The sequence below is a fragment of the Porphyromonas levii genome (assembly GCF_018206105.1).
In the GTDB taxonomy this organism is placed as follows: domain Bacteria; phylum Bacteroidota; class Bacteroidia; order Bacteroidales; family Porphyromonadaceae; genus Porphyromonas_A; species Porphyromonas_A levii.
This window is the reverse complement of the sequence record NZ_JADRGN010000012.1, coordinates 1-14306: the sequence shown is the minus strand read 5'-3', so window position 1 is coordinate 14306 and position 14306 is coordinate 1. Positions and strand designations below refer to the sequence as shown.

The window sequence follows — 14306 nt, the reverse complement described above, 5'->3', positions numbered from 1 at the left end:
GCTAAAAACAAGAAATGCGTATGAATTTATCAAAAGTTAAAATGCTGCAAGTCAGCAAGTGCCTGATCGGATTGGCGGTCATGATGCTGCAATCCTGCGATGTGGTCGATAACCGCCGTGATATGCTGTGCGGGAACTGGGAGAGCGTGGAGGGGAAGCCCGATGTGCTTATCTACAAGGAGGGCGAAGCCTACAAGGTGACGGTGTTCCGCCGGAGCGGTCTGCGCCGCAAGCTGAAACCGGAAACCTATCTCTTGCAGGAGGAAAACGACAACCTGTTCATGAACACCGGCTTCCGCATCGACGTGTCCTACAACGAGGCAACGGACGTGCTGACCTTCTCGCCGGGCGGCGACTATGTGCGGGTGAAACCGCAGCCGGGACACCCGACAGAAGAATAACAACCACTAAAATCCAAAGTAACATGAGAACAAGAATAACAATGATTATCTGCCTGTGCCTGCTTTTCGCAGGCAGGGCAAGCGCACAGTGGGTCGTAAGCGATCCGGGCAATCTGGCGCAGGGTATCATCAATGCCTCCAAAAACATCATCCATACCTCCAAGACTGCCACGAACATGGTGAGCAACTTTCAGGAAACGGTGAAAATCTATCAGCAGGGCAAAAAGTATTACGATGCCCTCAAATCGGTGAACAATCTCGTCAAGGACGCCCGCAAGGTGCAGCAGACCATCCTGATGGTAGGCGACATCACCGACATTTATGTAAACAGTTTCCAAAGGATGCTCCGTGATGGAAATTTCAGACCAGAAGAGCTGTCGGCAATCGCTTTCGGTTACACGAAACTGCTGGAAGAGAGCAACGAAGTATTGACGGAACTGAAGAATGTGGTGAACATCACCACGCTCTCCATGACCGACAAGGAGCGCATGGACGTGGTGGAACGCTGCTACTCCAAAATGAAGCGTTACCGCAACCTTGTGAGCTATTACACCAACAAGAACATCTCCGTGAGTTATCTGCGTGCGAAGAAAAAGAACGACCTCGACCGCATCATGGGGCTGTACGGGAACATGAACGAAAGATACTGGTAAGCCTATGGAGTTCGATAACCTTCATCAGATTTTACGCTCACTTTATGAGCAGATGATGCCGCTATGTGGGGACATGGCGGGTGTGGCGAAAGGCATCGCCGGGCTGGGTGCGCTGTTCTACGTCGCCTACCGGGTATGGCAGTCGCTGGCGAGAGCCGAACCGATAGACGTATTCCCGATGCTCCGTCCTTTTGCCATCGGTCTGTGCATCATGTTCTTCCCGACTGTGGTGCTGGGCACGATAAACAGCATCCTCTCACCCGTCGTACAGGGCACGGCAAAGATGCTGGAGGCGGAAACGCTGGACATGAACCGATACCGGGAGCAGAAGGACAAGCTGGAATACGAGGCGATGGTACGCAACCCCGAAACCGCCTACCTCGTGTCCAACGAGGAATTTGACAAGCAACTGGAGGAACTCGGCTGGTCGCCCTCCGACATGGTGACGATGGCGGGAATGTATATCGACCGGGGAATGTACAACATGAAGAAGAGTATCCGCGACTTCTTCCGCGAGATACTGGAACTGCTGTTCCAAGCCGCCGCCCTCGTGATAGACACCGTCCGCACCTTCTTTCTCGTGGTGCTGGCGATACTCGGTCCGATAGCCTTCGCCCTGTCGGTATGGGACGGTTTCCAAAGCACGCTCACGCAGTGGATATGCCGCTACATACAGGTCTATCTGTGGCTTCCGGTGTCGGACATGTTCAGCACCATACTGGCGAAGATACAGGTGCTGATGCTGCAAAGCGACATCGAGCGGATGCAGGCAGACCCGAACTTCTCGCTGGATTCGAGCGACGGGGTGTATATCGTGTTCCTCTGCATCGGCATCATCGGATACTTCACCATTCCCACCGTTGCCGGCTGGATTATCCAAGCCGGAGGCATGGGCGGTTACGGTCGCAACGTGAACCAGATGGCGGGACGAGCCGGAAGCATGGCGGGCAGCGTGGCGGGTGCAGCCGCAGGAAACGTGGTCGGACGTGCCGGGAAACTGCTGAAATAATCAACTGACAATTAAAAACGAATAAACAACAATGGAATTTAAGTCACTTAAAAACATCGAATCATCGTTCAGGCAGATACGCCTGTTCGGTATCGTCTTCCTCTCGCTGTGCACCGTGGTGACGGTGTGGAGCGTGTGGAACTCCTACCGTTTCGCGGAGAAGCAACGGGAGAAAATCTATGTGTTGGACAACGGCAAGTCGCTGATGCTTGCGCTGTCGCAGGATCTGTCGCAGAACCGTCCAGCGGAGGCACGGGAGCATGTGCGCCGCTTCCACGAGCTTTTCTTCACGCTGTCACCTGAAAAAAGCGCGATTGAACACAACGTAAAACGTGCCTTGCTGCTGGCAGACAAGAGCGTGTACCACTATTATTCGGACTTCGCCGAGAAGGGGTACTACAACCGCATCATCGCCGGAAACATCAACCAAGTGTTGAAGGTGGACAGCGTGGTGTGTGACTTCAACGCCTATCCCTACCGAGCCGTGACCTACGCCACGCAGAAAATCATCCGGCAAAGCAACGTCACCGAGCGCAGCCTCGTGACCACCTGCCGCCTGCTGAACGCATCACGGTCGGACGACAATCCCAACGGCTTCACCATCGAGGGTTTCACCATCATCGAGAATAAGGATTTACAGACTATCAAACGGTAACGGATTATGAAACGGAAAGTAAAAAGTATCAGAAAAACAATGTGGGGCGTGTACTGGAAGCTCCACGACAAACGGAAACGGCTGGTGGCAAGGCTCAAAGGGTATCTGGACGGTTTGCCGCCGGAAACACGCCGCCGCATCGTACTGGGGATGCTCGCCGCCTTCGCGGTGCTTGCCCTCTACACCTTCGGCAGAGCCGTCTATGACATCGGCAGGAACGACGGCTTACGCATGGAAACGGGACACGCCGGACGGGTGGAACTGCCGACCCCGGTGGAAACTGACAATCACTTAACACCTTATTTATATGGAACAGACGAAGAATGAACCGACGAAAGAGAACAAAGCCGCTCCCGACACGGGAAAGCCGAAAAAGGGGCGCGAACCGCTGACCGAGGCGCAGCGGCTGAAACGGCAGAAGATGATAGTCCTGCCCGCTATGGTGCTGGTGTTCATCGGGGCGATGTGGCTGATATTCGCCCCGTCCTCCGGCAAGGAGCAACAGCCGGGAACAGACGGATACAACACCGAGATGCCCGACGCGGACAAGGCGAACCGGCAGATTATCGGCGACAAGTTGAAAGCCTACGAGCATGGGGAGATGGAAGAGCGTCTGGAGAGCCGCAACCGTGCCATCGGGCAGCTGGGCGACATGTTCGACCGCGAGATAGCTGGAACGGAGGACGGGACGGACTTCGACCTCGCCAATCCGGGCGGCAAAGAGGAAAAGGCACAGCCCGCCACGCCGCAGACCATCCAATCCTCCGCAGCCGCCTACCGTGACCTGAACGCCACCCTCGGCAACTTCTACGAACAGCCGAAGAACGACAATGCCGAGATGGATGAGCTGTTGGAGCGCATCGCCTCGCTGGAGTCGGAACTGGAAAGCGAGAAGGGCAGGACTTCATCTATGGACGAACAGGTGGCACTTATGGAGAAGTCCTATGAGCTGGCGGCAAAGTACATGGGCGGTCAGAACGGAGGAAAGCCGGAACAGGCGGCAGAGCCTTCCACCGTGCAGAAGGGAAAGAAGAACACGGCGACACCCGTAAGGCAAGTGACCCGCCAAGTCGTTTCCTCCCTTGCACAGCCCATGAGCAACGCGGAGTTTGTCGCCACCTTCTCGCAGGAGCGCAACCGGGGGTTCAACACGGCTGTCGGCACTACAGAGGTATCGGACCGGAATACCATCCCGGCATGTGTGCATGGTGCGCAGAGCGTGACGGACGGACAGACGGTAAGGTTGCGCCTGCTGGAGCCTATGGCGGTGGCGGGCAGAACAATCCCACGCAATGCAGTGGTGGTCGGCACGGGCAAGATACAGGGTGAGCGGCTCGACATCGAGGTCACCTCGCTGGAATACGATGGCACGATTATCCCGGTGGAGCTTGCGGTCTATGACACGGACGGACAGCCCGGTATCTTCATCCCGAACTCGATGGAGATGAACGCCGTCAGGGAGGTCGCCGCCAACATGGGCGGCTCGTTAGGGAGCAGCATCAACATCTCCACCAATGCCGGGGCGCAGCTCGCCTCCGATTTGGGCAAGGGGCTGATACAAGGCACGAGCCAGTACATCGCCAAGAAGATGCGAACCGTAAAGGTGCATCTGAAAGCCGGGTACAGGGTCATGCTCTATCAGGAAAAGGACTGAAAACAACAATCAATCAAAAAAACATTTACCACTAAAATCCAAAAGTAATGAGAAAAGTAATCATCATGTTTGCCCTCGCTATGGGCATCGCAACTGCCAACGCGCAGGAGAATGTAACCGTTGAAACGACCAAAGGAAGTGAACAGCCGACCTTGACGAAGGAGGTCTATCCGCAGAAGGAGGCGGACGGCGACCTGTATCACGGTCTGTCGCGCAAGCTGACCTTCGACCGCATGATACCGCCGCACGGACTGGAAGTGACCTATGACAAGACCGTCCACGTCATTTTTCCGGCGGAGGTGCGCTATGTCGATTTAGGCTCGCCCGACCTGATTGCCGGGAAAGCCGACGGAGCGGAGAACGTCATCCGCGTGAAGGCTACCGTGAGAAATTTTCCCAACGAAACGAATATGTCCGTCATCACGGAGGACGGCAGTTTCTACACCTTCAACGTGAAGTACGCCGCCGAACCGCTGTTACTCAACGTGGAGATGTGCGATTTCATCCATGACGGCAGTACGGTGAACCGCCCGAACAATGCGCAGGAAATCTATCTGAAAGAGCTGGGCAGCGAAAGCCCGATGCTGGTGCGCCTTATCATGAAGTCCATCCACAAACAGAACAAGCGCGAGGTGAAGCATATCGGCTGCAAGCGTTTCGGCATCCAATACCTGTTGAAAGGCATCTACACGCACAACGGCTTACTCTACTTCCACACGGAGATAAAGAACCAGAGCAACGTGCCTTTCGATGTGGACTACATCACTTGGAAAATCGTGGACAAGAAGGTGGCGAAACGTACCGCCGTGCAGGAGCAGATCATTCTGCCGCTCCGTGCGCAGAACTACGCCACTCTCGTGCCGGGCAAAAAAAGTGAGCGCACGGTCTTCACGATGGCGAAGTTCACCATCCCCGACGACAAGTGCCTCGTGGTGGAGCTGAACGAGAAGAACGGCGGCCGTCACCAGTCCTTCGTGATTGAGAACGAGGATTTGGTACGAGCCAGCACCATTAACGAACTTCAAGTGCGCTGACCATGAGAAAATACATCGCAATAATCATCGCGTCGCTTGCCCTTTTCACGGGGCAGGCGCACGCCCAGCGGTGTCTGCCGAAGATGCATGGCATCGAGGTAAGGGCGGACATGGCGGACGGTTTCAATCCCGGTGGCAAGGACGGCGGCTACAGTTTCGGGGCGTCTCTTTCCACCTACACGAAGAGGGGAAACAAGTGGGTGTTCGGTGGCGAATACCTCCTGAAAAACAATCCTTACAAGAACACCAAGATACCCGTGGCGCAGTTCACGGCGGAGGGCGGCTATTACTTCAAGATACTGTCGGACGCTCGAAAAATCGTGTTCGTCTATGCCGGGGCTTCGGCTCTTGCCGGATATGAGTCGGTGAACTGGGGAACGAAGGTGCTGCATGACGGTTCTACGCTGCACGACCGGGACGCCTTCATCTACGGCGGCGCGCTGACGCTCGATGTGGAATGCTACGTGGCAGACCGTATAGCCCTGCTTGCCAATCTGCGGGAGCGTTGCCTTTGGGGTGGCGACACGCGGAAGTTTCACACGCAGTTCGGGGTCGGTATCAAGTTCATCATCAACTGACACGGGCATGGAAAGGACGGAAATAGATGCTGTCAGAAGGATGCCGCTTACGGATTTTCTCGCACGGCTGGGGCATGAGCCTGTTAGAAGGAGCAGTAACGAGCTGTGGTATCTTGCCCCGTACAGGGGCGAGCGCACACCCTCTTTCCGTGTGAACGTGGCGAAACAGCTCTGGTACGACTTCGGTTTGGGCAAGGGCGGCGACATCTTCACGCTTGCCGGGGAGTTTCTGCAAAGCGATGACTTCATGAAGCAAGCGAAGTTCATAGCGGAAGCCGCCAATATGACGGTTGCCGGATGGGAAAAGCCCGCCTATCTCCCGAAGCCGACCGAACCCGTCTTTGAGGATGTGGAGGTCGCTCCGTTACTTCGCTCACCGTTGACGGACTATCTGGCGGAACGTGGCATACCCATCGCCATCACATCCCGTCACTGTTGCCGTCTGAACTACAGTGTGCGTGGAAAACGGTATTTTGCTGTCGGTTTCCTGAATATGGCAGGTGGATATGAAGTCCGAAGCCGATTTTTCAAGGGGTGCATCCCGCCAAAAGATGTGTCTTTGGCAAGGACGAAGGAAATCCCGGCTGACGAGTGCCTCGTGTTTGAGGGCTTCATGGACTTTCTCTCCGCTGTGACGCTTGGCGTAACCGGTAACGCTGACTGCCTTGTTCTGAACTCTGTCGCCAACGTGGAGAAGGCGGCGGAATTGCTGGACGGCTACGGGCGCATCGGATGCTTCCTTGACCGTGACGAAGCCGGACGGCGGACGCTTGACGCTCTTGCCAAACGGTATGGGGCGCGTGTCGCCGACCGTTCCTCCCTCTATGACGGTTGCAAGGACTTGAATGAGTACCTGCAACGGACAACGAAAAAACAGAAAAACAATCATCTAAAAATCGAAGAACAATGAACATACTGAACAACAGAAACAAGAGTACAAACATCTTTAAGGTGGTGGCGTTATGCCTGATAGCCGCTGTGTCATTCACCCTCGTGTCGTGCGATGACGACATGGACATCCAACAGTCCTATCCCTTCACGGTGGAGGTCATGCCCGTGCCGAACAAGGTGACAAAGGGGCAGACGGTGGAAATCCGCTGTGAACTGAAAAAGGAGGGCGACTTCGCTAACACGCTTTATACCATCCGCTATTTTCAGTTTGAGGGAGAAGGAAAGTTGAAAATGGATAACGGCATCACCTTCCTGCCCAACGACCGCTACCTGCTGGAGAACGAAAAGTTCCGCCTGTACTACACGGCGGAGGGCGAAGAGGCGCACAACTTTATTGTGGTGGTGGAGGACAACTTCGGCAACTCCTTCGAGCTGGAATTTGACTTCAACAACCGGAATGTAAAGGATGACGGTTTGACCATCGTTCCCATCGGCAACTTCAGCCCCTTGCTGAAATGATGCGTGTATTCATGGTAATGCTCTGTTCGCTTATGGCGGTCTGTTCCGTGTCCGCACGGATCAGCCGCCGAGAGGGAATGGACGGGCAGGCGGCAATCTACCGTTTGCCACTTTTCGAGAGGGCGGTGTGCTGCACGAAATATTTTGAGGGCTGGCACTCGGAAAAACACCACCCATACGTGGGTTGGGGTCACAAAATTCTGCCGGACGAAAGATATTCGGCACGAACCATGACGAAGCGGCAGGCGGACGTGCTTCTGCGGAAAGACTTGCGGAAGTTCTGCGCGATGTTCCGGCAGTTCGGGAAAGACAGCCTTTTACTCGCCACGCTTGCCTACAACGTGGGTCCATACCGGCTTTTGGGTAGCAAGACAATCCCCAAAAGCACCTTGATAAAGAAGTTGGAGGCTGGCGACAGGAACATCTACCATGAATATATTGCTTTTTGCAGTTACAAGGGAAAACGCCATGCCATGCTGCTCACACGGAGAAAGGTGGAGTTTGCGCTGCTGTATATCCCGTGATTGATGCAAAATTCGTAAAAAAAATAATTACCTCTGTTTTATAATTCAAGAGCAGGGGTAATTATGTATCACCTCAATATTACTTTAGTTGTATTATTTTATGATAACATTTTGTCATTCAGTATAAAATGCCTAATTTTGCGTCCAAAGACAGAACAATTATGAATAATAAATTAAATATAAAAATAGAACAATTAAAGAACATCAATAATATTGAGTTAAATCTACCAATAGAAACAGGACTTTATGCTATAACTGGAGCTAATGGAACAGGCAAAAGTACTATCATGACAGTCATTTCTAAGGTTGTACGTAACTCTGCATTCAATGTTTTTCAACCTCATGATTATTCATCTAATAGTAAAATCACAATATCCTATGATGGAAAAGAAAATTCTTGGACAAAAGCCAGTAGAGGATGGAGTTGTAGTTCAACTGATATAATATCTCTAAAAGGTTTTTATGAAGGTAGCATAATACATGGAATGCGTTTTATAGATGCAAATTATGATACATTACTAAAAGCTGAAAGAGTTAATAATACAATTTTAACTGATGCAGATTCGTTTGTTTCGCGCAATTTAAGTTATATTTTGCATGGAAATTATGATTTCTATACAAATCTTAAACGCATTAAAAATAGAACATTAGCACAACTTAAAGCGTTCAAAGGAATTCCATATTTCATTGAAGGAACTAATGGAATAGTTAATCAGTTTTGTATGAGTGCAGGAGAAAATATGTTGATTAGCTTATTGCATATGTTGAATGTTGTCATTGTTCGCCCTGCAAAGTCTGAAGATGTACGGCTTATATTGATAGATGAAATTGAATTAGCATTGCATCCATCTGCAATCATGAGGTTAGTTGATTTTTTGCAAAAATTGGCTACAGAGTATAATCTTGCTATATATTTTTCAAGTCATTCAATAGAATTACTTAGGAAAATAAAGCCTTCAAATATTTTTCATTTACAAAAGGAGTTGGATAATATCGCTATTGTAAATCCATGTTATCCATCATATGCAACACGAGATATTTATCAACATTCGGGATACGATTTTCTTATTTTAGTAGAGGATGTGTTGGCTAAATATATATTGGAGAATATAATTGATGAAAATGCCTTGTATAAAAGTAAATTGATTAATATTCTACCAAGTGGTGGTTGGGAGAATGTGTTAAAAATGCAAGATGATATTTGTAAGTCAAATTTAGCAGGGGTTGGAACAAAAGTATTAAGTGTTCTTGATGGTGATGTAAAACCGGATTTTGAACAACTATATAAGCAAAAGGGATTATATACTAATTTAACAATAAATTTTCTGCCAATACATAGTTTGGAAAAATACCTACATGAAAAAATTATTGTAAATAAAGATGCTGATTTTTTCAAGGAAATAGGTGACCGTTTTTTCAAAGTTAAATCACTAAAAGAAGTGGTGGATAGTTTAATCAAAAAGAATGACGACAAGGCGTTTTATAATTACCTCATTAAAAACTTAAAAGAACAAGGAATAGAAGAAAATGTATTTGTTCAAAAAGTTTGTGAAATGATATATCGAAAGGAAGATATGTCTAAACTACTAACATTCTTACAAAAAACATTTCAAAATTAAAATACTTAATGATTATTTCGGAAAAATCCGATGAAGCCGCCAACTTCATTGGATTTTCCGCTTTTCATACATTCGGGATTGTTCCCGTGTCTATCACGCCACCGTCCCTGCAATGCTCAATGCTACCGGGCGTAAACCCCATGCTCCCAATTGCGATGTGGCTAATATAGTCCGCATACTCCTGACCTTGAAAATTCCTTCCCGTAAGGTTTCTGAAAATCATCTTTATGCTTATGCCGTCGTTGCTGTGCAAGATGATTTTTCCGTTCTGTCTGATTGCTTCCATGATTAAAACTTGTTTTTGTAAATTGTATCACAGATTGGAACTTGGGCTTTTTGCTACTTTTGTGCCGCCCACTGCTCACTGACAAAAGTAGCGGGCGGCGATTTTACCGCCCGTTCCTCTTCTTAAAAGCGTGTGTAAAGTCCCGTCACCATCGTGAACATTTCCTCCAGCATATCAAAATAGATACCCTCGTGTACGGCAATGTCCTTCGTCCTGCACTCGAATGTCTTTTTGCTGAATGTCCTGCGGTAGAAGCGCATATTGTAGAGATCTGCCCCCGCATCATAGATGATGTCAAGGCGGTTGGCACTTGTCTTGTTCCTTGCAAGGCTCATCCGTAAGCCGTTGCCCATATTGATGTAATCTCGGCTACCTGTCATGGCGGTAAAGCGTTTTCCACCTATCTGCTGTAATATCGTCTGTGCTATCATATTCGTTGTTTTTAGGGTTTTAAGTGCTGGCGGTGCGGACACCGCCAACTTGTTCAAAATTCTCGCATCTCGGCAATGGGTGTCTGCCGTTGCAGCCACTCCTTCACACACTCCATATTGTACTCGCTCGTGATGACTGCCGTATGGCTGTCGGTGGCGGTGAAACGTGTGCTTTCGTAATCATCTATCCACCCTTTGAGGGTGTCCGTTCCCCACGCTTGGGCATCGTCAAAGATACCGTCCAATGCCGCGATAGGTTCGCTGAATTTGACTATCAGCGTTTGATAGGTCGTGTTCATCGGTTGCCCTCCTTTCCCTGCTTTGCGTTCAGCCACTTGTTCCTTGCGGTTCGGCACTCGTCCAATGTGGGTTTGACACAAGTGAACAGTTCTCCGTCCGTATGGCGGTAGTCGTACTGCACAAGTGTCCGCTTGCGTCTGCCGATACCCGATTGGAAACGCTCATATTTCTCCGTCCCTGCTTCCGTACAGGTGCTTACTCCGTTGATGGTCATTCGTGTTGCCATAATGTTGCTTTTTAGATGATTAAAAATGTACTGACAGAACTCTGTTCTTCATCACTATTTCGGGGTTGCTCGTGTAGCGTTGGTGCAGGTAGAAATGGTGAGAGCCGAAGCCGTAAAGGAAAAACTTGTCAAGTTCGTGCTTCTCGGCAAACTCCTTTACGCTCTTTCTTAATCCCTCCTCACTTGTTGAGAGAGTGAGGAGATTTACAAATTCAAGGAACAAGGTGGGGATTTTATCGTCCCACACACAAATCATGCTTTCGATTCTTACTTCCATATCAATGTTGTTTTAGGGTTTATGCTATGCCGCTTTCATCCGCTCACGGATAAGGTTGGCGTTCTTGTTCACAAGGTCTATGATGCGCTCGTGGTATTCGGTGTCTTGGTTGTACTTGCCGTGGCACTGCACCACCTTGAGTGTCCGCAAATCCACCTCTACGGTTTCAATTATCTCACCGCCAATCCTTGCCGAGAGTATGAGGGTGTCGGCTTTCTTGTAGTATTCACTGCCGAACACGCAGATGTTCTGTGCCTTGCCCTCGCTGTAATACTCGTCTATGCTTTCAAGTACCTTGACGATTATTTCCTCGTCAGTGATTACCAATCCGAAGAATTTGGATTTGTTGGCAATGAAATCCTCCGCATCTTTTTCCCTTTGCAGTTGCCGCTGTTGTTCACGCTCACGCCTTTCAATCTCCCAGCGGCGGCGTTGTTCGGCCCGTTCCTTCTCGTGTATGGCTTCAATCTTTCGAGTTGCGTTGTCGTGTGCCGCCATGAAATCTTCGGGGCAGATGTTCTTCGGGTTGCGGAGGTCTTGACCGAGTTTGTTGAGCATACGCAGATAGTCGCACCACATGGAGAAGTTGTCTATCCGATACTTGTGACGCTTGGCAATCAGATATGATGCCCAGCATTCATCGGCAGTACGGGCATTGAAAAGAAAGTGTTTCATGACCTCAATCTCATCGCCTTTCATAAGGGTTTCAATTCTTGGGTCTGAAAGCAAGGCTTTGAAAAGACGCACGGGGGAAATGCCGTGGAAATCGCCCTTGAAGCCGTTGCGTCTGAGTTGGGGTAATACCCTCATCTTAGGATATGCACAGCTTCTTGCCACAACATCATCGTATAGGCTGTTGTGCGGTCTTATCTCCATCGCGCTGCACAATGCCCATACATCGCAGTAATAGAATGTGAAGCCACGGAGCAACGCCATGTCCGTAACCTTACCGTCGGGTGAAATCCAACGCTGCACAACCTCGTGGCAATAGAAGTGCATCGGCTCGCCTTTCCTGCTCTCGCATCTGACCTGCGCCACACGGATTACCTGATAGCCTTTGCAGGTGGTTATCACGCTGAAATACTGCGTTTCCTTGTAGATACGTTTGCGTGTGTCCTGCACTTTGAGTTTGGCATAGCATTTGGGGCAGGTACAGCCTTCAAGGGTGTCGCACAGTACGCTGTTGCTGTACCACTCGTGACCGCAGTCGGAGCAGGTAATGTTCCCTTTCTTGGTGCGGTAGCCGATATGTTCAATACAGTGGCGGTATGCCCAATCTATTTGTGTCGCTGATATGGGGCGAAGGTTGGCTGAAAGTCTTGCCACCTTTTTCTGTATCTTGGTCTTCGGTTTCATAAGCCTAAATCAAATAATGAGGGTTGGGATTGGGTTACTTTTCTCGCTGGCGGTCTGTTGCGGTTTTGCAACTTGCGGAGTTCCTCCTCTTGGTATCTGCGAGCTGCGTTCTGACGTGCCTCCGCCTTTTCCTCTTCCGTGAGTTCCACAACATGGTTCACCACCACTTGGCAGTTCATAGGTTTGCCCACCTCTATCTCGTTTTCCTCATAGTAGTGGATGGCTTGCCCGAATATCTCTCCGTCCGTGAAGCCGCTGCAACCGCTTTTCTGCACATAGTTCAGAATGTGGGTCACGCACTCGTCTATGTTTTTGGCAGGGTTGCGGTACTTCTTCGCAAAGAGCGTATCTTCCTCCGCCCGCTGTTCCAGATACATTTGTATCGTTCTTTTGAAATGGTCTGTTCCTTTCATATCGCTGTCGTTTTTAGATTGTCTGTTTAAGTCTCTCTCTCCAATAGGTCGGCTCTACCTCGCTGAGAAGGAAGTCCATGAAGTCCCTCCGTGTGTCCTTGTTCAGTTCGTGGTACAATCTTCGGAAAGTTTCAAAATTACCGTTGATGTACGTTTCCACCATATACACGAAGATGTTGTCCACCTCGTAATATCTGCACTGCTGCGCTACCGTCTTGCTGTTTCTCTTTGCCATGTCGGTAAGGGTTAAAGGGTGAATAACCAAAGGATGAAGCCGAAGTAGGCAATGGTGGAAAGAATAGCCACGATTACACCTATCGCCACTCGGAACACTCCGTTTATAATCTCTCTGATGATGTCCCAAAGGATGCCGAACACCCCGAAGGCGGTGCGCATCATCAAGCCGCATATCGCCAACCCGATGTATTGCGCCACTTGTCTGAAATTTGCCGTTGCCGTCATATCTTCGCTGTTTTTGATTTTTTTGTTTTTTATGCGGATTCAAGAGCTGAGGGAGTTGAGTTTCAAACTATCTTATCTGCCTCTCGTTTATCCGACATTTTTTTTATGCGTCTTTCTGTCGCATCGGTCGTTTTCGTTTCGGGTGCTTGAAAAGGTAGGGATTAGGGAATGCAAGGTTTTTCGGGGAAATACTACCCGAAGGGCTGGAGATTTCCGCAGAAAACAGGAGGCTTGACCTTGCTTTCCCGTCCAATCCCGGAATTACCTTTGCGCCCTGAACGAAAATGACTGACTGATGCGGCTCACTGAAAGGCGCAAAATGGAGGTAAACGAAACCAGAGGCAGATTGGGTAGAAAAAACTTCAGGGGAAAATCCGTAAAAAAGGAATCACCAAAAGGAAAAAGACATCACCGGAAGCGTGAAAAGGGCAAACCACAACAAAGGGAGTATGATTGTTTTCCGATCCGACGGGACTTGTCCAGCCGGGTGGCAACAATCATTCTTCCCGGATTGCCCGCTGTGTGTGGCCGCTTGTTTCATTTATGGGGCAGGCTGACACTCTCTGCATTCACTTTCCGCTTCCGGCACAAAAAACAGCTAAAAAAGAAAAATCATCTGGTAGCCCGTAAAAGCACCTCTTGGCATAGACGCAAAAGAAAGGGGCATTGCTTCATCAGTCTAAACATCGTTTAGGCGTGAGGCAATGCCCTTTTCTCTGGCTATGCGGTAGTCGGCACACGTTTGTTCTAAACTCGTTTTGGGCAATGGTGTTCCGACGAACAATACCGCTTTTACGGAAAAACTAATGAATGAGGTGATAAAAAATCCGGGAGTTTATATCAAAATCTCGGATAAAATAGCTACTTTTGCATACAAAGAGTTCTTTGAAGGTTACGCGACGCGCAGAAGGATAATGCAGTAGATAACTAACTAAATCGTAACCTATTACTATCAAGAGCAATTAACCTACGCTCATTTTCAATAAATTACACTCTTTTCGTAACTTCACGTTGCAAA

The 14306-nt window shown here is 49.5% G+C and carries 21 protein-coding genes; 12 read left to right on the top strand and 9 right to left on the bottom strand.

The features are described 5' to 3' along the window. Positions 1–20 precede the first annotated feature (20 nt). The 12 genes from IX315_RS04055 (at position 21) to IX315_RS04000 (ending at position 9537) form a co-directional block, all read left to right on the top strand. Positions 21–401 carry a DUF3876 domain-containing protein gene (locus tag IX315_RS04055; RefSeq protein ID WP_002560979.1) on the top strand — a complete coding sequence of 127 codons (381 nt, stop codon included), beginning with the start codon at positions 21–23 and terminating at the stop codon, positions 399–401. Positions 402–424: 23 nt separating this feature from the next. Next, positions 425–1054 carry a DUF4141 domain-containing protein gene (locus IX315_RS04050; protein WP_002560978.1) on the top strand — a complete coding sequence of 210 codons (630 nt, stop codon included), beginning with the start codon at positions 425–427 and terminating at the stop codon, positions 1052–1054. A 4-nt stretch (positions 1055–1058) separates the two neighbouring features. Further along, positions 1059–2063, top strand: a complete 1005-nt coding sequence (gene traJ, locus IX315_RS04045) for a conjugative transposon protein TraJ (RefSeq protein ID WP_002560977.1) — start codon at positions 1059–1061, stop codon at positions 2061–2063. 31 nt (positions 2064–2094) lie between these two features. Beyond that, complete coding sequence (gene traK, locus IX315_RS04040) at positions 2095–2718, top strand: conjugative transposon protein TraK (protein WP_002560976.1); 624 nt, start codon at positions 2095–2097, stop codon at positions 2716–2718. Between the two features lie 39 nt (positions 2719–2757). Then, positions 2758–3045, top strand: a complete 288-nt coding sequence (locus IX315_RS04035; protein WP_002560975.1) for a TraL conjugative transposon family protein — start codon at positions 2758–2760, stop codon at positions 3043–3045. Beyond that, on the top strand, positions 3026–4372 hold the full coding sequence (gene traM / locus IX315_RS04030) for a conjugative transposon protein TraM (RefSeq protein ID WP_002560974.1): 1347 nt from the start codon (positions 3026–3028) through the stop codon (positions 4370–4372). Before IX315_RS04035 ends, traM begins: the two co-directional genes overlap by 20 nt. Before the next feature lie 47 nt (positions 4373–4419). Continuing rightward, positions 4420–5406 carry a conjugative transposon protein TraN gene (traN, locus tag IX315_RS04025; RefSeq protein WP_002560973.1) on the top strand — a complete coding sequence of 329 codons (987 nt, stop codon included), beginning with the start codon at positions 4420–4422 and terminating at the stop codon, positions 5404–5406. A gap of 2 nt (positions 5407–5408) precedes the next feature. Next, complete coding sequence (locus IX315_RS04020; RefSeq protein ID WP_008764729.1) at positions 5409–5984, top strand: conjugal transfer protein TraO; 576 nt, start codon at positions 5409–5411, stop codon at positions 5982–5984. 7 nt (positions 5985–5991) lie between these two features. After that, the gene (locus tag IX315_RS04015) at positions 5992–6894 is read left to right on the top strand and encodes a toprim domain-containing protein (protein WP_002560971.1); all 903 of its coding nucleotides are present in this window, start codon (positions 5992–5994) and stop codon (positions 6892–6894) included. Continuing rightward, complete coding sequence (locus IX315_RS04010) at positions 6891–7394, top strand: DUF3872 domain-containing protein (RefSeq protein ID WP_002560970.1); 504 nt, start codon at positions 6891–6893, stop codon at positions 7392–7394. The genes IX315_RS04015 and IX315_RS04010 overlap by 4 nt, the downstream gene beginning before the upstream one ends. Further along, positions 7391–7918 (top strand): glycoside hydrolase family protein, encoded by a 528-nt coding sequence (locus IX315_RS04005; RefSeq protein ID WP_002560969.1) that lies wholly within the window; start codon positions 7391–7393, stop codon positions 7916–7918. Before IX315_RS04010 ends, IX315_RS04005 begins: the two co-directional genes overlap by 4 nt. A gap of 161 nt (positions 7919–8079) precedes the next feature. Next, positions 8080–9537: an ATP-dependent nuclease gene (locus tag IX315_RS04000; protein WP_002560968.1), complete on the top strand. Its 1458-nt coding sequence runs from the start codon at positions 8080–8082 to the stop codon at positions 9535–9537. Between the two features lie 64 nt (positions 9538–9601). Here IX315_RS04000 and IX315_RS03995 read toward each other — a convergent pair whose 3' ends face one another. The 9 genes from IX315_RS03995 to IX315_RS03955 form a co-directional block, all read right to left on the bottom strand. Then, positions 9602–9823 carry a DUF7688 family protein gene (locus IX315_RS03995; protein WP_004356138.1) on the bottom strand — a complete coding sequence of 74 codons (222 nt, stop codon included), beginning with the start codon at positions 9821–9823 and terminating at the stop codon, positions 9602–9604. Between the two features lie 122 nt (positions 9824–9945). Further along, positions 9946–10254 (bottom strand): hypothetical protein, encoded by a 309-nt coding sequence (locus tag IX315_RS03990; RefSeq protein WP_002560966.1) that lies wholly within the window; start codon positions 10252–10254, stop codon positions 9946–9948. Positions 10255–10307: 53 nt separating this feature from the next. Continuing rightward, positions 10308–10553 carry a DUF6956 domain-containing protein gene (locus IX315_RS03985; RefSeq protein WP_002560965.1) on the bottom strand — a complete coding sequence of 82 codons (246 nt, stop codon included), beginning with the start codon at positions 10551–10553 and terminating at the stop codon, positions 10308–10310. After that, positions 10550–10780 carry a DUF3873 domain-containing protein gene (locus tag IX315_RS03980; RefSeq protein ID WP_002560964.1) on the bottom strand — a complete coding sequence of 77 codons (231 nt, stop codon included), beginning with the start codon at positions 10778–10780 and terminating at the stop codon, positions 10550–10552. The genes IX315_RS03985 and IX315_RS03980 overlap by 4 nt, the downstream gene beginning before the upstream one ends. 19 nt (positions 10781–10799) lie before the next feature. Further along, entirely contained in the window at positions 10800–11057 is a 258-nt protein-coding gene (locus tag IX315_RS03975; RefSeq protein ID WP_002560963.1) for a hypothetical protein, read from the bottom strand. A 24-nt stretch (positions 11058–11081) separates the two neighbouring features. Then, complete coding sequence (locus IX315_RS03970) at positions 11082–12413, bottom strand: PcfJ domain-containing protein (protein WP_002560962.1); 1332 nt, start codon at positions 12411–12413, stop codon at positions 11082–11084. Continuing rightward, complete coding sequence (locus IX315_RS03965) at positions 12410–12826, bottom strand: PcfK-like family protein (RefSeq protein ID WP_002560961.1); 417 nt, start codon at positions 12824–12826, stop codon at positions 12410–12412. The genes IX315_RS03970 and IX315_RS03965 overlap by 4 nt, the downstream gene beginning before the upstream one ends. Before the next feature lie 13 nt (positions 12827–12839). After that, positions 12840–13061 (bottom strand): hypothetical protein, encoded by a 222-nt coding sequence (locus IX315_RS03960; RefSeq protein ID WP_002560960.1) that lies wholly within the window; start codon positions 13059–13061, stop codon positions 12840–12842. An 11-nt stretch (positions 13062–13072) separates the two neighbouring features. Beyond that, positions 13073–13288 (bottom strand): hypothetical protein, encoded by a 216-nt coding sequence (locus tag IX315_RS03955; RefSeq protein WP_002560959.1) that lies wholly within the window; start codon positions 13286–13288, stop codon positions 13073–13075. Between the last annotated feature and the right edge of the window lie 1018 nt (positions 13289–14306).

Bases quoted from the DNA above. Each gene is read 5' to 3' on its own strand.
- IX315_RS04055 (WP_002560979.1), top strand. From the start codon at position 21: ATGAATTTATCAAAAGTTAAAATGCTGCAAGTCAGCAAGTGCCTGATC.
- IX315_RS04050 (WP_002560978.1), top strand. From the start codon at position 425: ATGAGAACAAGAATAACAATGATTATCTGCCTGTGCCTGCTTTTCGCA.
- traJ (WP_002560977.1), top strand. From the start codon at position 1,059: ATGGAGTTCGATAACCTTCATCAGATTTTACGCTCACTTTATGAGCAG.
- traK (WP_002560976.1), top strand. From the start codon at position 2,095: ATGGAATTTAAGTCACTTAAAAACATCGAATCATCGTTCAGGCAGATA.
- IX315_RS04035 (WP_002560975.1), top strand. From the start codon at position 2,758: ATGTGGGGCGTGTACTGGAAGCTCCACGACAAACGGAAACGGCTGGTG.
- traM (WP_002560974.1), top strand. From the start codon at position 3,026: ATGGAACAGACGAAGAATGAACCGACGAAAGAGAACAAAGCCGCTCCC.
- traN (WP_002560973.1), top strand. From the start codon at position 4,420: ATGAGAAAAGTAATCATCATGTTTGCCCTCGCTATGGGCATCGCAACT.
- IX315_RS04020 (WP_008764729.1), top strand. From the start codon at position 5,409: ATGAGAAAATACATCGCAATAATCATCGCGTCGCTTGCCCTTTTCACG.
- IX315_RS04015 (WP_002560971.1), top strand. From the start codon at position 5,992: ATGGAAAGGACGGAAATAGATGCTGTCAGAAGGATGCCGCTTACGGAT.
- IX315_RS04010 (WP_002560970.1), top strand. From the start codon at position 6,891: ATGAACATACTGAACAACAGAAACAAGAGTACAAACATCTTTAAGGTG.
- IX315_RS04005 (WP_002560969.1), top strand. From the start codon at position 7,391: ATGATGCGTGTATTCATGGTAATGCTCTGTTCGCTTATGGCGGTCTGT.
- IX315_RS04000 (WP_002560968.1), top strand. From the start codon at position 8,080: ATGAATAATAAATTAAATATAAAAATAGAACAATTAAAGAACATCAAT.
- IX315_RS03995 (WP_004356138.1), bottom strand. From the start codon at position 9,823: ATGGAAGCAATCAGACAGAACGGAAAAATCATCTTGCACAGCAACGAC.
- IX315_RS03990 (WP_002560966.1), bottom strand. From the start codon at position 10,254: ATGATAGCACAGACGATATTACAGCAGATAGGTGGAAAACGCTTTACC.
- IX315_RS03985 (WP_002560965.1), bottom strand. From the start codon at position 10,553: ATGAACACGACCTATCAAACGCTGATAGTCAAATTCAGCGAACCTATC.
- IX315_RS03980 (WP_002560964.1), bottom strand. From the start codon at position 10,780: ATGGCAACACGAATGACCATCAACGGAGTAAGCACCTGTACGGAAGCA.
- IX315_RS03975 (WP_002560963.1), bottom strand. From the start codon at position 11,057: ATGGAAGTAAGAATCGAAAGCATGATTTGTGTGTGGGACGATAAAATC.
- IX315_RS03970 (WP_002560962.1), bottom strand. From the start codon at position 12,413: ATGAAACCGAAGACCAAGATACAGAAAAAGGTGGCAAGACTTTCAGCC.
- IX315_RS03965 (WP_002560961.1), bottom strand. From the start codon at position 12,826: ATGAAAGGAACAGACCATTTCAAAAGAACGATACAAATGTATCTGGAA.
- IX315_RS03960 (WP_002560960.1), bottom strand. From the start codon at position 13,061: ATGGCAAAGAGAAACAGCAAGACGGTAGCGCAGCAGTGCAGATATTAC.
- IX315_RS03955 (WP_002560959.1), bottom strand. From the start codon at position 13,288: ATGACGGCAACGGCAAATTTCAGACAAGTGGCGCAATACATCGGGTTG.